We start from the raw sequence: 22,157 nt of genomic DNA, 5'->3' as shown, positions 1-22,157 counted from the left end.
TTTATAGCCATCGAAGCTGTTTATGTATGATTTCACTAGTAGAGATTAGTAGAGGTAATAGTAGGAGATATGATGGACTTACTAAATGAAACCTTTTTTGATCCCTCCTTTTTTTGTGAGATGGATATGTTAGCTGTATTGGGGTTTGGTTTCCAATATCAGTTCTAACCTTTTTAGAGGTGAGATCTCTGGGAGTTGAGTTACACATTTATGTTAGCGTTTTCATTATTTCACATAATGGTTTGTTTTTAATGACACTATCTTTACATGATTTAGTGTTATTTTTACATTATTTTAGTAAGTGCAACCCGAATTCTGACTTTGATAAGTTATCTATCGACCGGATCAACTTCACAATGGTCTTCATTCACTCTATGAAGACCATCTACATGGCAAATCAACCACGCAACGGTCTTCATCCACTCTATGAAGAACATGTCCATGGCAAATCAACCACGCAACGGTCTTCATCCACTCTATGAAGACCATCTCCATGACATATCAACCACGCAACGGTCTTCATCCACTCTATGAAGAACATCTCCATAACATATCAACCACGCAACGGTCTTCATTCACTCTATGAAGACCATCTCCATGACATATCAACCACGCAACGGTCTTCATTCACTCTATGAAGAACATCTCTCACCCAAACCCACTCCACAATGGTCTTCATACAAATAAAAACAACAAACAAAAAAGCTTTAACTCCCCTATCCAGGAATTAAAGCTCTTCTAACCGACTACCTAATGATGATGCTCCCCACCACCATCCTCTACTACAGCACCTTCCTGTAGAAACTCCAACTCACTATCCGAAAGTTCCCCAACAATAAACTGTTTTTGAGGCATAATAATTGAATCACCACTACTCGCATGCACCTTAATAAAATACAACCCTTCACTCTCTAGTTTCTTATTTAACTGATACATGCCATTTCCTACTTCATCTGCTTGCTCCATTTCAAATTTAACAGATCCATCTTGCTTCCATATTTCAAAGTGAACATAGTCTGCTGAATCTACTTTTTCTTCACCTTGAGTAAGGACAACCTGAAATGGTGTATCACGATTTGTTGAAAGAGAATCTGGTATGATAATATCGGCCATCAAAGGCTCTTCTTTTTTATACTGCTTCGCAACATCTTGTTTAAGCTCCAGTGAACAGGCACTAAGTATCAACATCATAAAAGAAAGCAAAAGTATAGCTTTTAATTTCTTCACGGTCACAACACCCTTACTTGTCAAATTATGCATTTAAAACCCTCTTCACAACAGGTATTCTCTGAATGATTAGCAGGTCAATGATCCATACAACGATTATGGACAAACCAACAAGTGGGAACAACATACTTAATCCAATGATTAACACAAAAAATGGCCCCATCTTGAACATTCTTGGTGACTTTGGTGCACCCATTTCCTTTCTAGGCTTTCTCTTCAGCCATAAGTAAAACCCGCTAGCCACGACGAGAATAATACCTAAACAAATGAAAAGACTTAAAAGTTGGTTCAGAAACCCAAATTGAGTTCCTTTATGCAAGGTAATTCCCAGTGCAACCATCTTGCCGACAAAACCATAGTGATCATAGCGATAATCTGCTAGAACTGCTCCTGAGTATTGATCAATATGAATCGTTGCTTCATCCTGTGCTTTCGGAGGATAGGCGGACAACGTATATACTCCTTCTTTATCACTTGGGATGTTAATTGTATAAGTTGGATGCATTCCTTCTCGATTTGCAATGTCCACAACATCGTCGATCGAAAGTGGAAGTAAGCCTTGCAGATCAGATTTTGGTACATCCAAGGTTTCAGCTGCCCACGGTACATCTGCTACATCCTTTGTTTGAACGATTGATGTTGGAGCACTCCCAACCCAAACAGAAGGTGGATAACCCGTCCCAGCATTTGTTGCAATGGTTTGGAAGTTAGTTCCCCAGAATCCTGACCATGGTAAGCCAGTTAAAATTAAAAATAGCATACCTGCTGTTATCCAAAAAGCTGGAACAACATGTAAGTCTCTTTGGAATATCTTTTTACCCTTGTTTAGCCTAGGTAATAACACACCAGCTAAATCTTGTTTCTTTTTCGGAAACCATAAATAAAGTCCAGTTACAATAAGAACAATTGCCCAACACGCGGCTAGCTCGACTATGCGGTCGCCTATTGTTCCCGCCATTAACTCACCATGAATTTCTTCAATTTTATTCATAATCCTGTCTTCACTATTTAACTCTCCGATCACCTCTGCAGTGTACGGATTAACAAACACTGTCAAAGTTTCATTATTAGATGAAATCGTTACTTCACTTGATCTTAAATCACTTTCACCTGGACGATATTTACTCACAACAGCATCAGGATACTCATTTTTCACTGTCTCAATTTGCTGTGTTACTGATATTTTCTCGCCTTGTGGATTTACCTCGTAATATTCCTGATAAAGCATTTGCTCAATCTGAGGTTTAAATAAATAAACGGCTCCTGTAATTGCTAATATCATTAGAAAAGGGGCAAAAATAATCCCCGCATAAAAATGCCATCGCCAAACAGTCTTGTAAAGGGATGGATTTGTCTTCTTTATCGTTTGCTTCTTTGTTTTAATTGGGACTGTTTCCATTTAAACAAACTCCTTCTTTTCCTTGAATGATTCATTAATCTAAAGAAAGAATAACGGCAAATTGTGTGGAAAGAATGAAGTTTTTATCTTTTTTGATCTATTTTTCCCCAATGAAAAAGGAGTTGCTACAACAACTCCTTTCAATATCAAGACACTCTTTGGCTGTTCACCCTTTTTTCTGTCCCGATTCTGACACTATCGAGACACTCTTCCACGGCTCGCTCCTTTTTCTGTCCCGATTCTGTCACTATCGAGACATATTTTGACTGCATACTCAAAGGAGTTGCTACAACAACTCCTTTTTCATTGGGTGATAGTATTAGTAAAGTATTTCTCAAAAATCTATAATGTTTTTACCATATGAAGTGTCTGCCATACAGGATCATCTTCGGCTAATATCTCTTTGTAACCTTGAGATTTCCAAAAAGGAATTGCACCAGGGAGAAACGGGTGTGTATGTAGATACAATGAATGATATCCTGCATCACAACTGAAACTAGTTGCTATTTTAGATAATTCTGTTCCAATACCAAACCTTCGATAATTTGGATCAATATAGCATTTTACAACTTCAGCTGTTTTCACAAGAGGACAAGTTTCATTTAATTGATGAAAACGACCATCGTAGGGGATTACTCCAATGGATCCTATGATATTCCCATCCTCAGCAACAACTGTAAAAAATGCAGCATGATTAGGCTGAATATAATAGTTTTCAAAATGGAGAAGATCTTGAGGAAGCTTTTCATGATCTAACATAGGAAAAAGTTCTTTCCGCATTTTCATAACAAAGTCTATTACAAGGGAATAATCTCCTTCTTGAAGTTTATTAATTTTATAGATAGGATTTTTATTCATTTCACTATTTCCCCTTTTTAGAGACTTTTAATATGTTAAATATTATAAACAAATAGCTTTTTAAACAACAACTCATTTTTCACATAACATCTTTCTTTAAATAAAAAAGTCTCTAAAACCAACAATCCGCTATTTGGCAGGTGAAGGTTTCAGAGACTTAAACTTAATTGTAGAAATCAATTATTTCATATATTTTTCGTTTTCTTATTTTCAACAACCTCATATTTCCCCTTATTCATATGATAATAGAAATACGCTCCTATTAAAATCCAACCAGCTACCATTACCCATTCATATGGCCAAACTAGTGCAGCAGGCATTCCCGGCATGTATAATAAAATAAATCCTAAGCTTAAAAAGAGAGCAATCCAACCCACTGCATTTTGCTTTCCAGCCTTAAACGGACGGTCCATGTTTGGTTCTTTTTTACGCAAAATAATAAAGGATAAAGCGACTAAAAAGTAGGCAACAACGATACCAAGTCCCCCAGCATCAACAATCCATACGAGTGCTGGTCTTCCTAATAATGGTGCTAATGTTGCTAAAGCCCCCAGAAAGATGACTGCATTAGAAGGTGTTTTATATTTCGGATGCAAATATCCGAACCATGCAGGCAGCATTCCCGAGTTTGCCATGGCATAAATAATACGGCTACCTCCGATAATAAATGCATTCCAGCTGGTAACAATTCCGCAGATTCCTCCGAATATTAAGATATTTGCGAAAATTCTTGACCCAAATACAGCTGCCATTGCGTCAGCAGTTGCTAATTGTGTCATACTTAATGCCTCTTGATCAAGTGCCATAGACACGCCAAAAGCAATAGCCAAGTAGAAAACAACCGCACAGCCTACAGAAAAAATAAGAATCTTCCCAATATCTTTTGCCGGAATATTTGCTTCTTCAGCAACTTGTGGGATAACATCAAATCCAACAAAAAGAAATGGTACCATGATGAGCACAGTCATGATCCCGCCAACTCCACCAGTGAAAAGCGGCTGAAGATTTTGTGGATTTCCATTTGTCCCTGCGCCAAATATAAGCAATATCCCAATTCCAACGATAAAAACAGTTAAAACAACCTGCATAAACGCTGCTGGCTTTAATCCAAAATAATTAAGTGCCGTAAGCAATATCGCCCCAACAGAGCCAATTAATACCCAGGTCAGATAAACATCCCATCCACCTATTGTCCATAAGTAACCAACCTGATAGCTAGGAAGTAAATAATCTATAACTGTTGGAAGGGCAACAGCTTCAAACGTTACGACTGATACATATCCTAATGTGATCGCCCAAGAGGCAATAAACGCGGCTTTGCTTCCCATTGCCCGCTCAACATAATGATGCTCTCCTCCTACTGCAGGCATTGCAGATGCGAGTTCGGCATAGGTCAATCCCGACAAAGGTTACGAGTAATCCCCCTATAATAAATGCTATGATTGCTCCAGCGGAACCTGCAGATACGATCCAATTCCCAGAAAGTACAACCCATCCCCATCCGAGCATTGCACCAATGGCTAAAAATAACACATCAACCTTTGTTAAAACCTTTTTCAGCTCTTTTTCTTGTTTCATCTCCTTCATCCTCTCGTTCTATGTAGTTTGCTGAATATAAAAGTGGTATTTAGCCTTATTTCATAATCTGGTTTCTTTTATGTATGGCTTAATGCCCGAATTCCAGCGGGCATTAAGCATAGTCATTATTTTTATGCTTGATTAAACACAACTAATTTCTGCTCAGTCATTTCTTCAATCGCATATTTTACCCCTTCGCGTCCCACTCCGCTTTCTTTTACACCACCATATGGCATATGATCAACACGGAAAGTCGGGATATCATTGACCATAACTCCCCCAACATGTAGCTTTTTCGTTGCCATGAGAGCTGTATGGATATTGTCTGTATAAATTCCTGCCTGTAACCCGTATCGTGAATCGTTCACATAGTTGATGGCCTCCTTAACAGAGCTTACCTTGTTAATAAGGACAATTGGTGCAAATACCTCTTGACAAGAGACTTTAAGCTTAGCATCAACATCTGTTAAAATGGTTGGCTGCAATACATTTCCCTCAGCATCTCCACCAGTTACGATTTTTGCTCCCCCTTGCTTCGCTTCTTCAATCCAAGCTAGAGCACGGTCAACATCACTAGGACTGATTAATGCTGAAACATCTGTGTTAGGATCAAGTGGATCTCCTATTTTGAGTTGCTTTGTTGCAGCCACCATTTTCTCTACAAATTGCTCATACAATGATTCATGAATATAAACACGCTGCAATGAAATACAAACTTGACCTTGGAAGGAAAAAGCCCCCATTACACAACGATCGATGATTTTATCTAGATCAACACCTTGATCAATAATAACCGCTGCATTTGAACCAAGTTCCAATGTCACTCGTTTTAAGCCTGCTTTATTACGGATACCAATTCCTACTGCTGGACTTCCAGTGAACGATATTTTTTTCACCCGATCGTCTTTTACGATTTTTTCTCCAACAACAGAACCCTTACCAGTGACAATATTTAAAGCACCATCAGGTAAACCAGCTTCTTTAAAAATATCTGCTAAAAATAAAGAAGATAGCGGTGTTTGTTCAGCTGGTTTTAACACCACTGTGTTTCCTGATGCAATAGCTGGACCGACTTTATGTGCAACTAAATTCATTGGGAAATTAAATGGTGTAATTGCACCAATCACACCGATCGGCTCACGAACTGTATAAGCAATCCTGTTTTCTCCACCAACTGCAGCGTCAAGTGGTATTGTTTCTCCATGAATGCGTTTTGCTTCTTCTGCTGAAAATTTATAGGTTGCAACAGTACGATTCACTTCACCAAGAGCTGTTTTATATGGTTTTGCGGCTTCTGCAGAAATGATTTTGGCCGCTTCTTCTGCACGTGCTTCAATGAGATTTGCCACCTTTTCTAAAATGGAAGCTCGCTTATGTGCAGGCATTTCTGCCATGGTTTCGTTTGTTTGATAAGCTGCAGCAATTGCTTTATCTACATCTTCTTCTGTTGCGGAAGCAATTTCTGCCATTTTTTCATTACTGTAAGGAGAAAGTAAATCTTTATAAGACTCTGTTTCAACCCATTCTCCATTAATAAATAATTGTTTTTTCATTTATATCCTCCTTATCGTTTTACAGCATCCTTTGTTACTGACGTAAACGTTTCGTCTAGGATGGAAATGAGGGATGTAATATCCTCTTTTGTCATGATTAGCGGTGGGGCAAAAACAAGTGTATCTTGACCATCAAACACAACAGATCGAAGTATGAGTCCTCTTTTCGCTGCTTCATTAACAACTTGAGGTGCTAATGGTGACTCAAAACGTTCGTTTGTTTGCTTATCTTTTACAATTTCAACAAATTTCCCATTAAGCCTAGCGCTCGAACTTCACCAATCATGCTATGTTTCTCCTGTAATGATTGAAAGCCTTGTAGCATCTCTTGCCCCATTACTGCCGCATTTTCAACCAAATTTTCTCGCTCAATAATCTCGATATTTTTAAGTGCAACAGCACATGCCATTGCGTGACCGCTGTACGTATAGCCATGAAGCAACGTTCCAGTCGATAGTTCTTTAAATTCCTTGTGTAATGTCTCGGAAATCATAACCCCACCTAATTGAGCATATCCGCTAGTTACACCTTTTGCAAAACACATCATATCAGGTGTTACACCATAATGATCGATCCCAAAATATGTTCCTGTACGGCCAAATCCTGTAATAACTTCATCTGTTATAAAGAGAATATCGTATTCATCACAAATTTCACGAACTTCTTGGAAGTATCCATCTGAAGCAATGTGAACTCCACCAGCTCCCTGAACTGGCTCAGCAATAAATGCTGCAACGGTTTCAGGTCCTTCTTGTTCAATTAAGCTTCGCAGTGATTTTGTTGAAAAATGATCAACATAATGAAAATCGGGAGCTATTGATGTAGTGAAATCCCGAAACGGTTTTAGTCCTGTCGCACTTGTAAAAAATGCCCCCATTGAAACTCCATGGTATGACTTTGTACGAGAAATTATTTTTTGTTTATTCGGCTTTCCTTTTAAAACCCAATAATGACGAGCAAGCTTATAAGCCGTATCATTTGATTCCGATCCACCTGATGTGAAGAATGTTGTTGATAAGTCTCCTGGTGCAATCTCAGCCAGTTTTGCTGCTAGACGAATTGCCGGCTCATTACTGAATGTTGCAAAACAAGAGCTAAAAGCTAATTTTTTCATTTGCTCCTTCGCAACTTCACTGATTTCCTCACGGCCGTGGCCGATATTAACATTCCATAAAGAAGACATTCCATCTATTAGCTTGTTTCCCTTCATATCTGTTAGAAAAACTCCGTTACCTTCTGTAAAAATAAACGATGGACCTTCTTTTTGCTGCTGTCCGATCGGTGAAGTTGGATGTAAAAAATGTTTCTTATCTAATTCCGTTAATTCTTCAATTTTGTTTGTATCAATCACGACTAACAACTCCTCTAATAAAATCTATTATTTCTTTACTATATTGCAAGTTCCGTGCCAACTTGTTCCCTTGATTTAATAAGATAGTTCCAATCATTTTGATTCACTTTTAAATCAAATATGCTAAAATTGATTTACATTCAAATCAACTAAACATTTTAATTCATAAATGAATCAATATCTTGGAGGATGTATGGAAAAGCACATACTCAATATGGTGTTAGATAAAATTATCGAAACTTCCAACAACAATATTACGATTACAGATCATCAGGGAGTGATACTTCGTTCTAATCCAAATCATTGGTCAATCTATGGAATAAAAGCTGATCAATACCTTGGAAAATCTGTTTATCAGCTTCAAAAAGAAGGCATTTTATCTCCTTCAATTCATGCGATGGTTTTAGAAAATAAGAAAACTTGTCAAATTTTACAGCACACCAAAACGGGCAAAGTAGTTATGGCTACAGGTTTTCCTATTTTCGACGAAAAAGGTAACATCGTGTGCGTCATTAGCTATAGCCAAGATCAAACCGAAATTTTGAATCTACAAGAAGAATATGAGAGATTACAAAGGAAGCTAGTTAGCTATCAAACCGAGGTCGAGGAGCTACGCGAAAAAGATGCTGAGCAATATGGCATTTTGTTTCGCAGTCAATCCATTGAGCAAATTGTTAAAACCATTTATCGTGTATCAAAAACAGATGCAACTGTTCTTCTGTTAGGGCCATCAGGTGTAGGAAAGAGTACGTTTGCCAGGATGCTGCATGCTAACAGTGCTAGAAAAAATGAACCATTTATAGAAGTAAACTGCAGTACAATTCCTGAAACATTGTTCGAATCAGAAATGTTCGGCTATGAGGCTGGCTCTTTTACAGGTGCAAATAAACAAGGAAAACAAGGGCTAATTGAGCAAGCAAAAGATGGCACACTTTTCTTAGATGAAATTGGAGAATTGCCTTTAAGTGTCCAAGCAAAGCTACTACGTGTTCTGCAGGAGAAAAAAGTGATGAGAGTTGGAGGAAAAGAGGAGAGACACATCAATTTCCGCTTAATTGCTGCGACAAACCAAGATATTGAGTCTATGGTTGAAAAAGGAGAATTCCGTTTAGACTTATTTTATCGAGTTAATATTATTCCGCTTCATATCCCCCCTTACGTGAGAGAAAAGAAGATATACCGATTTTACTTCAACATTATGTTAAAAGTATTAATGAAAAATACCAATTATCAAAGAAACTACATACAACAACGTACGACTTATTTACACAATATGAATGGCCGGGAAATGTTCGTGAGTTGGAAAATATATTAGAACGGGTTATGCTCACAACTGATGAGGAAATCATTTACCCTGAACATTTACCAGCTACTATTAAAAAAGAACATCTATCCGAAACTACAACACTACCCTTTATTGATCACCATATCGATGAAGAGCACAACTTAAAAAAGGCTGTTGAACAAGTAGAAAAAAGATTGCTATATAAAGCAATGGAACGCTGTAAAACAACTTACGAAATGGCTAAATATCTTGGAATCAGTCAGCCTTCCATTGTACGGAAATTAAAACAATACTCTATAAATATGAAAGAAGAACGAAAGAAATAATTCCTTCGTTCTTCTTAATTATCCAACTCCTTCAGCAAATCTCTTTCGTTTAGACGAGGAAGGAATATTTAGTTCATCTCGATATTTCGCAATCACTCTTCTTGAAAGCTCAATCGAATGCTCTTCTGCAAGGATGTGTACAATCTTTTGATCTGATAATGGCTTTAACTTATTTTCTTGATCAATCACTTGTTTCATCACATTTTTAATATGTGATGCAGTTGTACTACCAGCAGTAGAACTACTAGTATAGAGTGAATGAGTAAAGAAATGCTTTAATTCAAAAATTCCTTGAGGTGTTTCCATATATTTATTGGACGTAATTCGGCTTACCGTGGACTCGTGCACTTCCAATTCCTCTGCAATATCTTTTAAGCTTAGAGGCTTTAGGGCTTCTGAGCCTTTATAAAAAAAGTCTCTTTGTTTTTTTACAATTGCTTTAGCAACACGGTACAGTGTTAACTGTCTGTGATTAACACTTTTAATTAGCCATTGCAGCTCATGATATTTTTCTTTTATATATGAATTTATTTCTTTATCTTTTAACAAAGATTTATATTGTGCTTGAAATTGTATCTTTGGAATCAGGTCATCATTTACTGAAACCACCAATTCTCCATCAACCTCAATCACCGAAACATCAGCAGCAATATACTCTGGAACATCATGGCTAAAAGAGCTTCCTGGTCTTGGCTCTAACTGTTGGATAACGTCATGAACTTTTTGGATCTCTTCCAAAGAGATTGATAGTTTGTTTGAGATGATCTTCCATCTTTTATTAGCAAAAGCCTCCATGTATTCGGCAACAATCATTTCAGCAAGTTCATTTTTTTCTGGACTTTTTTCAGTTGCAACAATAAACATTCCTGAAGATTACGTGCTCCCACACCAACAGGCTCTAAGCTTTGAAGCAGAGATAATATTTCTCTCCCTTCTGTTGACGTTATCTTTAAGTCTAAACAAAGCTCCTCCACATCTTCCGTTAAATAACCATTTTCATTTACATGATAAATAAAATATTGTACCTGCTTCTTTATATGCTCACTTAGATTCAGAAGCCTCAATTGACTAATGAGATGTTCTCGAAGGCTCTCTCCTTTTCCAGTTAGAAAATCAAGGGGAGATATTTGTTTATCTTGCTCTTCATAACGAATCGTTGTATTTCTTTTAAAATCGCGATCCACAATAATATCCTTCGGGTCATGATCTTCCATTTCAAGTAAGGGATTCTCCAATGACTTTTCTTGAATAAAATCTGTTAGCTCCGCGGTCGAGAATTGCAGCAATGAAATTGCTTGTGCCAGCCCTTGAGTCATCGTTAAACTTGTTACTTGCTGTTGAAAAAGTCCTGCACTCATTTGCATGATACTCACCTGTTTTACTTTAAGATGAGTTCATTGTAACGATCCTCACATGAAAAAACAGGGATGTTGTTAGAAGATCTAACGATGTTTTTTATAATACCTTATTACATATCAAGTTCTTCAAACTTAATTTCAGGTGGCGGACTTTTAAATAAATTTGTTGTAAAGGCTAAATAAATGATGCCAAGTCCTGTCCATATTAATCCTATGATGATGGAGAAAAGATCTAAATTGATCCAAAGATAAATGATAAAAATTAAACCTAAACAAGGTGCAATGATATTACTTATTATGTTAACAGCAGTACGTGGCTGTTTTGTTTTTAAAAACGAGATAATGACACATAAATTAACAAACGAAAAAGCGGTAAAAGCTCCGAAGTTAATTAAAGAGGTTGCTGTTTCTAAATCTAAAAATAAAGCAGACAACGCTAGAATACCTACTAGAATAATGTTTAATATAGGTGTGTTTTGTTTTGGAGAAACATATCCAAAGAAAGACTTAGGAATCACCTTGTCTCTTCCCATAGCAAATAATAAACGTGATGCACTTAATTGAGCCGCTAATCCTGATGCAAATACCGAAACTAATGCCCCACTAATGAAAAGTGATAAAAAGAAATTCCCTCCTATTATATAGGCGATTTCAGGTGAAGCACCTTCAATATCTTGAAATACCGAAACATCAGGAAAAAGTGATTGCATAAAGTAAGTTACTGTAAAGAAAAACACCCCGCCTATAGTAGCAACGATTAAAATCGCTTTCGGAATATTTTTTCTTGGATTAATTGTTTCTTCTGAGAGAGTTGTGATAGCATCAAATCCGATAAAAGATAGCGCTAGTAAAGCAGTACAGCAAGTAATGGTGACATTTCCATGTTTGCAGGAAATAGAGATTGTAGTGTAATAAATTGATGAGCTCCATCACTATTAATTGTTCTAATATTTAAATAAATAAAAATGGTCCCAACTAAGAATTGGAAAATAACAAGCAATATATTAATAGATGCTGTAATTTTCACTCCAAAAATATTAAAAATCGTAATAACAGCAATTAAACCGATCACCCAAACCGCTTCAGGAATATTTGGAAATCCAGATGACAAATAAATATTTGCTAACAATGCATTAATCATCGGCAATGCAAGGTAGGCGATAAATGTCACCCAAGCCCACAAGGACTCCAATGTATGGGTTCATGATTTTCCTGGTATAAGTATAAACAGAACCTGATATTGGGAACATTTTTACTAATTTACCATAACTTAGAGCCGTAAATAGAATGGCAGTAAAAACAACTAAATATGAAGCCGGGACATACCCTCCGGATGCATCCGAAGCAATTCCAAATGTATCAAAAACAGCAAATGGAGACATATAGGCAATCCCGATTGCGATCACATGTATTAATTTCAATTGCCTTCGAAGTTGACCACTATTTTCTTTTACATCCAATTTAAAAACACCCTTCCTACAATGTTTTATCTAGCAAGTTAACGACTCTCTATGTTAAAAGTACTTGGTTAATAGTTTCCCGCCTAAGCGACGGGAAAAATTTTAATTTATTCAAGATTAATCCAAACACTCTTAACCTCTGTATAATTAGAAAGAGCATATGAACCCATTTCTCTACCAAATCCAGATTCCTTATAGCCGCCGAACGGAACTGCCGCGTTCGTAATATTATAACAATTCACCCATACAGTACCTGCTTTTAATAGATTTGCTACTTTATGAGCATGTTTTACATTTTCAGTCCAAACTCCAGCTGCTAATCCATATGAAGAAGCATTTGCTCTTTCAATTACTTCTTCGAGATCATCATAAGGCATCGCAACAACAACTGGTCCAAAAATCTCCTCTTGTGCGATTGTCATATGATCCTCAACCTCAGTAAACACGGTAGGAGTAACATAATAACCAGATTCTATTGTTTTCCCTCCAACTAATAAATGAGCTCCTTCTTCAATTCCCTTTTGAATATAAGAAGTGACGATCTCTTGCTGTCTTTTAGAAACTAACGGTCCCATTGTTGTTGATTCATCTAACCCATTTCCTAATGTAACCCTGTTTGCATAATCTACTAATTGATCAGTTACTTCTTTGTACATATGCCTTGGGATGAAAACTCTTGATCCGGCACAACAAACCTGTCCTTGATTGACCATAATACCTGAAAACACTCCTGGAATTGCTTTGTCTAAATCAGCATCAGGTAAGATGATGTTTGGAGATTTCCCACCAAGTTCTAACGTTACACGCTTTAACGTGTCTGCGGCTATCTTCATGATTCTTTGACCAACAGGTGTTGAGCCTGTGAACGCAATTTTATTCACTTTTGGATGACGAACTAACGCCTCACCAGCAATTTTCCCGAAGCCATTAATAATATTAATAACACCTTTTGGAAAACCAGCCTCCTCTATTAGCTTCCCAAGATAAATAGCCGAAAGCGGGGTTTGCTCAGCTGGTTTAAGAACAATTGTACAACCAGTTGCAAGAGCTGGAGCTATCTTCCATAGTGCCATCATGATCGGAAAATTCCAAGGAATAATTTGCCCTACAACTCCAACTGCTTCATGTCTAGTATAGTTTAAAAATTCTCCAGAGACAGGAATCGTTTCACCGTAGTTTTTATTTGTCCAACCAGCAAAGTATCTTAAATTTTCGATTGCATTTGGTAAATCAGCTGATAACATTTCATTGATTGACTTACCATTATCTAGCGTATCTAATTGAGCTAATATTTCTATATCACGTTCCATAAGATCCGCTAACCTATTCATTAACTTTGAACGCTCATAAGAACTAATCTGAGACCATTCATTTTCAAATGCTTCAGCTGCGGCTTCAACAGCCAAATCAACATCTTTTAATCCCGCTTCATACACTTCAGTAAGAATTTCTTCGGTAGCAGGATTGATTGTCTCAAAGGTCCTTCCTTCTACTGAATCTTTCCATTCTCCATTTATAAATAATTGTTTAGGTCCTTGTAATAAAAAGGTAATAACATCTGGATGAAGTTGAATCACTTCAAAACCTCCTAGTTAGATCATAATTTTTGTGAAAAAGATGCTAGAGCATCATCCAAAATAGAAATGGTCTTTTCAATCTCTTGTTTCGTAATTGTTAATGGAGGCGCAACTGCGATAATATTCATCCCTGGCTCAAAATCAAAGCATCTTATCAATAGTCCTCGTTTATAACACTCATCAACAACTGAAACAGCTGCTTGTTTGGACTGCTCAAAAGGGATATTGTGATCTGGATCTTTCATTAAATCAAAACCAGCTAGTAGTCCAACATTTCTTTGATTTGTGAAAATCTCATGTTTTTCATTTAAATAGTTAAAACCTTTTTCTAGTTCAGCACCCATTTGATGAGCATTCTCAACCAGTCTTTCATTCTCAATAATTTCGATATTCTTAAGTCCTACAGCACAAGCGGTTGGGTGGCCACTATACGTAAACCCATGTGGAAGAACATCATCATACTCTTTAATCACATCGGCAACTCGATTATTCATCACAACACCACCAAGGTGTGAATAACCGCTTGTAATTCCTTTCGCAATACTCATTAAATCAGGAACAACTTCCCAATTATTTACTCCGAATAACTCTCCTGTTCTACCAAACCCACAAATAACTTCATCAGCTATTAGTAAAATATTAAACTCATCACAAAGCTTCCTAACGGCTTTCAAATATCCTTCTGGAGGTAGATGAACGCCACCAGCTCCCTGAATTGGCTCAAGAATTACTGCAGCCACATGCTCTGCACCCTCACTCTCAATAATGCTTCTGATACATCCTGAAAACTCAGGGTGAGATTTGTCTCCAAGTTCACATTCTGTTAAATGAGCTTTTGCATTTAAAATATCAGGATCTGAAGAGCCAGAAAAATTTCTAAACGCATCAATACCAGTTGCCCTCTGTGCTGAAACTGTAACACCGTGATATCCTCGTCTTAATGAAATAATTTTCCTTTTATTCTTAAAACCTTTTTGTTCCCAATAAAATCGTGATAGTTTAAAAGCTGTATCGTTTGATTCAGATCCTCCGGACGTATAAAAAATCGTATTTAAATCACCAGGAGTGATGGAGGCTATTTTCTCTGCTAAACGGATAGCCGGCTCATTTCCATATCCATAGAAAGTTGAGCTATACGCCATTTTCATCATTTGCTCATGTGCTACATCAGCTAATTCTTTTCTGCCATGACCTACATTGACATTCCATAACATTGAAACTCCATCAATATAGGAACGATTATGAACGTCTTTTACATAAACACCTTTTCCTTCAGAAAAAATAATCTTTGGTCCTACTGACGCATGAACCTTTGGCACAGCCACAGGGTGGATAATATGTTTTTTATCTAAATTACTTAGCTCATCAAAATTTGTTTTAGTTAGTAATTCCTCTTGTTTAAATGTCATGTTCATTCGCTCCCAACCTATTAATTTTCAGTTGATAGACTCAGAATAACTGATAAAAGAAGAGTAGCTCCCTTTTCAATATCATCGTCCAATGTTTTCTCTAACACATTATGACTAATTCCATTAATACTCGGTAAAAAGATCATCCCTGTATCACCTAAATAACTCATGTATTTAGCATCATGTCCTGGACCGCTGTACAATCTTTTAAATGAGAAATTCAACTTTTCAGCAGTTTCTGAAATAACATCTGTTATAAGCGGTGAAAACGTAACAGCATTTGAATCCCAAGGTGTTTGAATCGTTAACTCCACTTGATGTAAAAAAGCTAAAGTACTTAATTGTTCTTTTAATCTTTCCATTGCGTCATTTCTCGTCTCATCATCTTGGTGTCTGATGTCAACCGTAAATTCAACTTCACCAGGAATAACATTCGCAACATTGGGACTAACATTCAACTTTCCTACCGTTGTTTTTAAGCCTCAATCTCACGAGTAAGTTCATTAATACGTGTAATCATTTTAGATGAAATCACTAAAGGATCCTTCCGATTTTCCATTGGAGTTGGTCCTGCATGATTGCTTTCTCCAATCACTTTAACCGTTAACCAACTCATCCCTTGAATTCCCTCAACAATTCCGATCGTTTTATTCTCTCTTTCTAAAATAGGTCCTTGTTCAATATGAAGCTCAATGAAATTCCTCACTAATTTAATCCGATTTTCCTCATCACCCATATATCCAATTTCCTTTAGAGCTTCTTCGAATGTTTTTCCATTTGTATCTTTTAAGTTATAAATAAAATCCTTTGTAAATACACCGGCAACCCCACCAGATCCTAGCATTGGTGGTGAAAATCTTGCACCTTCTTCATTTGTAAAATTAATAATCTCAATTGGATAATCGGTTTCAATTCCATGCTCATTTAGCACACGAATCACTTCTAATGAAGTTAAAACACCGAGTATCCCATCATAACGGCCACCACAAGGTTGTGTATCAAGATGTGACCCTATGGCTATTGCAGGCCCATTGTTTTTTCTACCGTTTCTTCGTCCATATATGTTTCCGAAATCATCCACTCTTACCTCAAGATTTTCTGCCTTCAGCCACTCGCAAAATTGATTCCTCATCAATTTATCTTCATGTGTAAGAGCTAGTCGATTCAGTCCTCCATTATCTATCGCCCCAATTTTTGAACTAATATTAATTGTTTCTAGAAGTCTAGTTCTATTAATACTTAGTTTAGTTATTTCCACTTCTTCCCCTCCTCATTTTTCTAAGTGCAAGTTCTATGCCAAATGAAAATTAGAGTTGAAATAGAGCTTAAATAGACAAATTTTCTGAATAATGATACTATTGACACGCAGATGAATCGATTTCGCATCAAAAATGAATCGATTTCGATTAACTGATTCGATATCGACTCAAAAGGAGCTGACGTATGAGCTTACATAGTGAATTTTTCACAGCTGTTCTTAATCATCTTAATGATGGGATTTTTATAGCTGATCATAATGGGATTGCAAAATGGCTTAATAATACAAGTACAAAACAGCTCGGATTAAGTCGAGAAAACATAATCGGAAAAACTGTTGAGGAATTAGAAACAATGGGGGTTTTTACACCATCTGTTACAAAAATAGTTTTAAAGACAAGAGAAACAACAACAAAGGTACAAACCTCAAAAGGAAGACAATATCTCGCAACAGGCTATTTAATTAAAATAGAAGGAACAGAACATGTGGTTGTTCATGTTAAAGATGTGACAGAAACCGTAAAAGCTTCACTTAAACTGGAAAAAACGGAAGCATTAGTAAAGCAGTACTGGGAGCAAATCCAAGAAATGAAATTATCTCAAAACAAAGAAACAAACAACAAAAAGATCATAGGTAAAAGTAAAAAACATGTTGAAATGATTGAGTTAATTAACAGAGTGGCAAGCTTCGATGCAACCGTTTTATTAACTGGAGAGTCTGGTGTTGGAAAAAGCTTTTCAGCAGAGGAGCTTCACTTAAAAAGTCAAAGATCTGATAAACCATTTGTAAAAATAAATTGTAGTGCAATACCAGAAACATTAGTTGAATCAGAATTATTTGGCTATACGAAAGGAGCTTTTACAGGAGCTAACTCCAAAGGAAAACAAGGATTAGTTGAAAAAGCTAACGGAGGTACACTGTTTTTAGATGAAATTGGGGAGTTACCTCTTCATCTTCAACCGAAATTATTGCAATTACTACAAAATAAAACATACATTCCGATTGGAAGTACGGAAGAAAAAAAGGCAGATATCAGAATCATAGCAGCAACAAATCAAAATCTACAAGTAATGGTGAAACAAAAGAAATTTAGAGAGGATTTGTTTTACCGCCTAAATGTTATCACAATTGAAATACCTTCTATTAAAGACCGACAAGACGACATTCTTCCACTTCTTTACCACTACCTAGAAAAATTCAACCACAAATATAACCGAAATGTCGCTTTTAACAAAGAAACATTAGAACAGTTACAGCATTATGAATGGCCTGGAAATATTAGAGAACTAGAAAATACAGTAGAAAGATTAGTCATCACAGCATATAACAACCTTATTTCATTAGAAGATTTACCAGAAAATATTCACAATAAATCCATAACGACCAGCGCAACTACCTCTAATAAAATCACAACATTACAGTTAAATCACCAAAGCCTAACAGAGTATATAGAAAACATTGAAAAAGAAATGATTCAACATGCATTAATTGAGCACGGTACTGCAAGAAAAGCTGCTACTGCACTAGGGATTACACAATCATCCATCACCCGGAGAATTAAAAAATATGATATACATAACTTCTGATTTAAGAATTGGCACACTTATTGCATAAATAATGATAAATTCAATTTATTAATAGCTACAATTTATTCATCCAAATGCACCTACCATATATTTAAAGATTAGGAGGATCATAGATGGTTGTACAGATTACTAGCACACCCAAGAAAGATGGATTTAGAATGCCTGGAGAATTTGAGCCTCATAAAGGAACTTGGATGCTCTGGCCTACACGAACTGATACTTGGAGAGCAGGTGCAAAACCAGCACAACGAGTATTTGTTGAAGTAGCAAAAGCAATTTCAACATTTGAACCTGTTACAATGTGCGTATCCTCTGATCAATTTGAAAACGCTCGTGCCAAGCTACCAGAAAACATTAGAGTCATAGAATTATCTTCTAATGATGCTTGGATGAGAGACATGGGCCCTACATTTGTAAAAAATGATAAAGGTGAAGTCCGCGGGATTGATTGGGGATTCAATGCTTGGGGTGGTCTGGAAGAAGGACTATATTTTCCATGGCATCTGGATTTACATGTTAAGAAGAAAGTTCTTGAAATTGAACAGCTAAAAAGATATGACGCTTCCGAACTAATCCTTGAAGGTGGCGCCATTACGGTTGACGGTGAAGGTACATTAATTACAACAGAACAATGTTTATTAAATGCAAACCGTAACCCCTCACTTTCAAAGGAAGAAATTGAAAAGAAACTAGATGATTATTTAAATATAGAAAAAGTCATTTGGCTTAAAGATGGGTTAGTTGGTGATGAAACTGATGGACACGTAGATGAAATTGTCTTTTTTATCCGACCTGGTGAGGTGGCAATTGGTTGGACTGACGACCCGAATCATTCACAGTATAAGATCTTAAAGGATGCCTATGACATATTAAGTGCTGCAACAGATGCAAAGGGAAGACAGTTAAAAATCCATAAGATTCATCTTCCTGACCAAATCCTGTTAACACCATCTGAAAGTGAAGAAATTGACTTTGCTCATAACAGCTTCCGTCGCTCAACTGATGTAACATTCATTTCCACCTATATTAATTGTTATTTATGCAATGGTGGTGTGATTCTACCTGTATTTGATGATCCTCAAGATGCAGTTGCCATCGAGACTTTCAAAAAAATGTTTCCTGATCGAGAAATCGTTCCTGTAAACACTAGAGAAATATCTGTAGCTGGAGGCAATATTCACTGTATAACTCAGCAACAGCCATTACCATAATTACTTTGGGCCATTATAGATAGTTACCCACATAAAAAACCCGAATAGAAATCTTTAACAACAACTTCTACTCGGGTTTTTCTTTCTATTAAAAATCAAAAAGTATCGCACAAAACATTCTCAGAAATCTTCAACTCCGCTTCAGTCGAATCAATTATGTCTTGAACACTATATCCTTTTGCCACTTCAACTAAATGCAACCCATCCTCTTTTACATCAATAACAGCCCTGTCTGTGATAATTCGGTCTACAACACCTTGCCCTGTTAACGGCAAGGTACATTGTTTTAAAATTTTAGGTTGGCCAGCTTTGTTCACATGCTCCATAATAACAATAATCTTTTTCGCACCATGAACTAAATCCATTGCACCGCCCATGCCTTTAATCATTTTTCCTGGGATCATCCAGTTTGCTAGATCACCATTTTCAGATACTTCCATTCCACCTAAAATAGCAACATCAATATGGCCACCACGAATCATCGCGAATGACTCTGCATTACTGAAGAAACTGGCTCCTTTAATGGCTGTAACAGTTTCTTTCCCCGCATTAATTAAATCCGGATCTACCTCTTCTTCTGCAGGGTAGGGCCCAATCCCTAACAAACCATTTTCAGATTGAAGAACAACATTTTTATTGTCAGAAATATAGTTCGCAACCATTGTTGGCATTCCAATTCCTAAATTCACATAAAAACCGTCCTGAATTTCTTTTTCAGCTCTTTGCGCAATTTTCACACGTACATTTGTCATACTCTTCCCCTCCTCTATGATTCTATTAAGATTTAATAGTTAAACGCTCAATTCGTTTTTCATGTTTTCCAACAATAAGTCCTTGAACATAAATACTTGGCGTATGGATAGCATCTGGATCAAGCTCACCTACTTCAACAATTTCTTCGACCTCTACAATGGTTACTTTTCCTGCAGCAGCCATAATTGGGTTAAAGTTTTGGGCCGTTTTTCGGTAAATAACATTTCCTAATTTATCAGCCTTCCAAGCTTTTATTAAACTAAAGTCCGCAGTAAGAGCCTCTTCTAATAAATATTCTTTTCCATTATATTCTCTCGTTTCTCTTCCCTCTGCAATTGGTGTACCTACACCAGCTGGAGTATAGAATGCCGGGATTCCTGCTCCACCTGCACGAATTTTTTCTGCTAACGATCCTTGAGGGGTAAGTTGAACTTCTAATTCTCCACTTAATACTTGTCTTTCAAACTCTTTATTTTCTCCAACATAAGAAGATACCATCTTTTTAATTTGTTTATTATTTAGTAGTAAACCTAGTCCCCAATCATCTACCCCACAGTTATTCGAAATAACCGTTAAATCTTTTACATTTTTATCACGAAGAGCTTTAATAAGATTTTCAGGAATTCCAACTAATCCAAAACCACCGACCATTAATGTCATAGCATCCTTAATCTCTGCAACTGCTTCTTCAAAGCTTGTAAATATTTTCTTCATCTTCTATACCCCTCTCTTAATATGCTTCAATAATCGTTGAAACTCCTTGACCGCCACCGATACATAATGTTGCCAACCCATACTTGCCATTGCGACGCTTCAATTCGTGAATAAGTGTTGTTAATACTCTTGTTCCACTCGCTCCGATTGGGTGTCCTAATGCAATGGCTCCTCCATTAACATTTAATTTTTCTTTAGAAAATTGAAGATCTTTTCCTACTGCTAATGACTGTGCAGCAAAAGCTTCATTCGCTTCAATAAGATCAAGATCTTCAACACGTAATCTAGCTTTCTTCAATGCTTTCTTTGTGGCCGGAACTGGACCAATTCCCATCATACTTGGATCAACTGCAGCACTTGCATTTGCTTTAATCGCTGCTAAAGGCTTTATACCAAGCTCTTCAGCCTTACGCGCACTCATCATTAGAACTGCAGCAGCACCATCATTAATCCCTGAAGCATTACCAGCTGTTACTCTGCCATCCTTTTTAAATGCAGGTCTTAACTTCTCCAGCTTTTCAACCGTTGTCCCAGGCTTAACATATTCATCCTTATCAAATAGAAGCGGTTCCCCTTTGCGTTGCGGGATCGTAACCGGCACGATTTCATCATTAAATCTTCCTTCTTTCAAAGCCTTTTCTGCTTTTTCTTGACTCCATGCAGCAAATTCATCTTGTTCCTGACGTGTTAATTCATAATGATCACATATATTTTCAGCTGTGATTCCCATATGATAATCATTAAACGCACACCAAAGTCCGTCATGAATCATGCTGTCGATCAGCTTTTGATCGCCCATTTTATACCCTTCTCTTGCTCCCATGGTAATATAAGGCGCTTGGCTCATATTTTCCATTCCACCAGCAATAACGATTTCGGCGTCTCCTGTCAAAATTGCCTGTGAGGCTAAGTGAACGGCCTTCAATCCTGAGCCACACACTTTATTAATCGTGAAACTGGAAACATGTTGCGGCAACCCTGCTCCTATCGCAGCTTGCCTAGCTGGATTTTGACCAAGTCCAGCTTGAAGCACATTCCCCATGATTACTTCATCTATCATATCTCCTTTAATTCCTGTTCTTTCCATCACCGCTTTAATAACAATTGAACCTAATTGAACAGCACTTATATTTTTTAAGCTACCGCCAAACTGTCCTATCGGCGTCCGTAAAGCGCTTACAATTACAACCTCATTCTGACTCATCTTCAAGTTCCTCCCTTAATAAGAGTTTATTCTGAAGCTTTGTTCTATAT

At 36.9% G+C, this 22,157-nt stretch carries 17 protein-coding genes and 3 pseudogenes; 4 read left to right on the top strand and 16 right to left on the bottom strand.

Annotated elements, in window-relative coordinates; translation table 11 throughout:
- Positions 1 to 750: 750 nt before the first annotated feature.
- The 6 genes and pseudogenes from MVE64_RS19855 to MVE64_RS19830 all read right to left on the bottom strand — a co-directional run bounded on the left by MVE64_RS19855 (position 751) and on the right by MVE64_RS19830 (position 7,966).
- Positions 751 to 1,260, bottom strand: coding sequence for a FixH family protein (locus tag MVE64_RS19855; RefSeq protein WP_247340569.1), 510 nt, complete (start codon positions 1,258 to 1,260; stop codon positions 751 to 753).
- The gene (locus tag MVE64_RS19850) at positions 1,253 to 2,626 is read right to left on the bottom strand and encodes a PepSY-associated TM helix domain-containing protein (RefSeq protein ID WP_247340568.1); all 1,374 of its coding nucleotides are present in this window, start codon (positions 2,624 to 2,626) and stop codon (positions 1,253 to 1,255) included. Before MVE64_RS19850 ends, MVE64_RS19855 begins: the two co-directional genes overlap by 8 nt.
- 342 nt (positions 2,627 to 2,968) lie before the next feature.
- On the bottom strand, positions 2,969 to 3,484 hold the full coding sequence (locus MVE64_RS19845) for a GNAT family N-acetyltransferase (protein ID WP_247340566.1): 516 nt from the start codon (positions 3,482 to 3,484) through the stop codon (positions 2,969 to 2,971).
- A gap of 185 nt (positions 3,485 to 3,669) precedes the next feature.
- Positions 3,670 to 5,062: pseudogene (locus MVE64_RS19840) on the bottom strand (APC family permease).
- Between the two features lie 131 nt (positions 5,063 to 5,193).
- On the bottom strand, positions 5,194 to 6,615 hold the full coding sequence (locus tag MVE64_RS19835; RefSeq protein WP_247340564.1) for an aldehyde dehydrogenase family protein: 1,422 nt from the start codon (positions 6,613 to 6,615) through the stop codon (positions 5,194 to 5,196).
- Positions 6,616 to 6,626: 11 nt separating this feature from the next.
- Positions 6,627 to 7,966, bottom strand: a pseudogene (locus MVE64_RS19830) (aminotransferase family protein).
- Positions 7,967 to 8,159: 193 nt separating this feature from the next.
- Between MVE64_RS19830 and MVE64_RS19825 the strand changes: the two are divergent.
- Both MVE64_RS19825 and MVE64_RS27860 read left to right on the top strand, forming a co-directional pair.
- Positions 8,160 to 9,281, top strand: a complete 1,122-nt coding sequence (locus MVE64_RS19825; protein WP_345740660.1) for a sigma-54 interaction domain-containing protein — start codon at positions 8,160 to 8,162, stop codon at positions 9,279 to 9,281.
- Positions 9,176 to 9,577, top strand: a complete 402-nt coding sequence (locus MVE64_RS27860) for an AAA-type ATPase lid domain-containing protein (protein WP_486640117.1) — start codon at positions 9,176 to 9,178, stop codon at positions 9,575 to 9,577. The genes MVE64_RS19825 and MVE64_RS27860 overlap by 106 nt, the downstream gene beginning before the upstream one ends.
- An 18-nt stretch (positions 9,578 to 9,595) precedes the next feature.
- Here the strand turns inward: MVE64_RS27860 and rpoN are convergent, their stop codons facing one another.
- From rpoN to MVE64_RS19795, 7 genes and pseudogenes are all read right to left on the bottom strand, one after another.
- Positions 9,596 to 10,441: an RNA polymerase factor sigma-54 gene (gene rpoN, locus MVE64_RS19820; protein ID WP_281730396.1), complete on the bottom strand. Its 846-nt coding sequence runs from the start codon at positions 10,439 to 10,441 to the stop codon at positions 9,596 to 9,598.
- Positions 10,387 to 10,941 carry an RNA polymerase factor sigma-54 gene (locus MVE64_RS27515; RefSeq protein WP_281730395.1) on the bottom strand — a complete coding sequence of 185 codons (555 nt, stop codon included), beginning with the start codon at positions 10,939 to 10,941 and terminating at the stop codon, positions 10,387 to 10,389. The genes rpoN and MVE64_RS27515 overlap by 55 nt, the downstream gene beginning before the upstream one ends.
- Positions 10,942 to 11,045: 104 nt before the next feature.
- Positions 11,046 to 12,395 (bottom strand): annotated as a pseudogene (locus tag MVE64_RS19815) (APC family permease).
- 107 nt (positions 12,396 to 12,502) lie between these two features.
- Positions 12,503 to 13,972 (bottom strand): aldehyde dehydrogenase family protein, encoded by a 1,470-nt coding sequence (locus MVE64_RS19810; RefSeq protein ID WP_247340562.1) that lies wholly within the window; start codon positions 13,970 to 13,972, stop codon positions 12,503 to 12,505.
- Between the two features lie 20 nt (positions 13,973 to 13,992).
- A complete protein-coding gene (locus tag MVE64_RS19805; RefSeq protein ID WP_247340560.1) occupies positions 13,993 to 15,381 on the bottom strand; it encodes an aminotransferase family protein in 1,389 nt (462 codons plus the stop codon).
- Positions 15,382 to 15,401: 20 nt separating this feature from the next.
- The gene (locus tag MVE64_RS19800) at positions 15,402 to 15,839 is read right to left on the bottom strand and encodes a M20/M25/M40 family metallo-hydrolase (RefSeq protein ID WP_247340558.1); all 438 of its coding nucleotides are present in this window, start codon (positions 15,837 to 15,839) and stop codon (positions 15,402 to 15,404) included.
- Positions 15,840 to 15,856: 17 nt separating this feature from the next.
- Positions 15,857 to 16,639, bottom strand: coding sequence for a Zn-dependent hydrolase (locus MVE64_RS19795; protein WP_247340557.1), 783 nt, complete (start codon positions 16,637 to 16,639; stop codon positions 15,857 to 15,859).
- Between the two features lie 185 nt (positions 16,640 to 16,824).
- Between MVE64_RS19795 and MVE64_RS19790 the strand changes: the two genes are divergently transcribed.
- Positions 16,825 to 18,225: a sigma-54 interaction domain-containing protein gene (locus MVE64_RS19790; RefSeq protein WP_247340556.1), complete on the top strand. Its 1,401-nt coding sequence runs from the start codon at positions 16,825 to 16,827 to the stop codon at positions 18,223 to 18,225.
- Positions 18,226 to 18,338: 113 nt separating this feature from the next.
- Positions 18,339 to 19,436: an agmatine deiminase gene (gene aguA / locus MVE64_RS19785; protein ID WP_247340554.1), complete on the top strand. Its 1,098-nt coding sequence runs from the start codon at positions 18,339 to 18,341 to the stop codon at positions 19,434 to 19,436.
- Positions 19,437 to 19,531: 95 nt separating this feature from the next.
- On the opposite strand, the gene MVE64_RS19780 is transcribed toward aguA, so the two are convergent.
- From MVE64_RS19780 to MVE64_RS19770, 3 genes are read right to left on the bottom strand one after another with little or no spacing between them, the layout of a single operon-like run.
- Positions 19,532 to 20,188, bottom strand: coding sequence for a CoA transferase subunit B (locus MVE64_RS19780; RefSeq protein ID WP_247340546.1), 657 nt, complete (start codon positions 20,186 to 20,188; stop codon positions 19,532 to 19,534).
- A 25-nt stretch (positions 20,189 to 20,213) separates the two neighbouring features.
- Positions 20,214 to 20,903, bottom strand: coding sequence for a CoA transferase subunit A (locus MVE64_RS19775; RefSeq protein WP_247340545.1), 690 nt, complete (start codon positions 20,901 to 20,903; stop codon positions 20,214 to 20,216).
- 16 nt (positions 20,904 to 20,919) lie between these two features.
- Positions 20,920 to 22,107: an acetyl-CoA C-acetyltransferase gene (locus MVE64_RS19770; RefSeq protein ID WP_247340544.1), complete on the bottom strand. Its 1,188-nt coding sequence runs from the start codon at positions 22,105 to 22,107 to the stop codon at positions 20,920 to 20,922.
- Positions 22,108 to 22,157: the final 50 nt, after the last annotated feature.

This window comes from Metabacillus endolithicus (assembly GCF_023078335.1).
GTDB classification, from domain to species: domain Bacteria; phylum Bacillota; class Bacilli; order Bacillales; family Bacillaceae; genus Metabacillus; species Metabacillus endolithicus.
The sequence above is the reverse complement of the archived record's forward strand: the minus strand, read 5'-3'. Positions and strand labels throughout refer to the sequence as shown.

Coding starts and splice junctions, on each gene's coding strand:
- MVE64_RS19835 (WP_247340564.1), bottom strand. CDS start 6,615: ATGAAAAAACAATTATTTATTAATGGAGAATGGGTTGAAACAGAGTCT.
- MVE64_RS27515 (WP_281730395.1), bottom strand. CDS start 10,941: ATGCAAATGAGTGCAGGACTTTTTCAACAGCAAGTAACAAGTTTAACG.
- MVE64_RS19790 (WP_247340556.1), top strand. CDS start 16,825: ATGAGCTTACATAGTGAATTTTTCACAGCTGTTCTTAATCATCTTAAT.
- rpoN (WP_281730396.1), bottom strand. CDS start 10,441: ATGTTTATTGTTGCAACTGAAAAAAGTCCAGAAAAAAATGAACTTGCT.
- MVE64_RS19855 (WP_247340569.1), bottom strand. CDS start 1,260: ATGCATAATTTGACAAGTAAGGGTGTTGTGACCGTGAAGAAATTAAAA.
- MVE64_RS19770 (WP_247340544.1), bottom strand. CDS start 22,107: ATGAGTCAGAATGAGGTTGTAATTGTAAGCGCTTTACGGACGCCGATA.
- aguA (WP_247340554.1), top strand. CDS start 18,339: ATGGTTGTACAGATTACTAGCACACCCAAGAAAGATGGATTTAGAATG.
- MVE64_RS19845 (WP_247340566.1), bottom strand. CDS start 3,484: ATGAATAAAAATCCTATCTATAAAATTAATAAACTTCAAGAAGGAGAT.
- MVE64_RS19850 (WP_247340568.1), bottom strand. CDS start 2,626: ATGGAAACAGTCCCAATTAAAACAAAGAAGCAAACGATAAAGAAGACA.
- MVE64_RS19825 (WP_345740660.1), top strand. CDS start 8,160: ATGGAAAAGCACATACTCAATATGGTGTTAGATAAAATTATCGAAACT.
- MVE64_RS19780 (WP_247340546.1), bottom strand. CDS start 20,188: ATGACAAATGTACGTGTGAAAATTGCGCAAAGAGCTGAAAAAGAAATT.
- MVE64_RS19805 (WP_247340560.1), bottom strand. CDS start 15,381: ATGACATTTAAACAAGAGGAATTACTAACTAAAACAAATTTTGATGAG.
- MVE64_RS19775 (WP_247340545.1), bottom strand. CDS start 20,903: ATGAAGAAAATATTTACAAGCTTTGAAGAAGCAGTTGCAGAGATTAAG.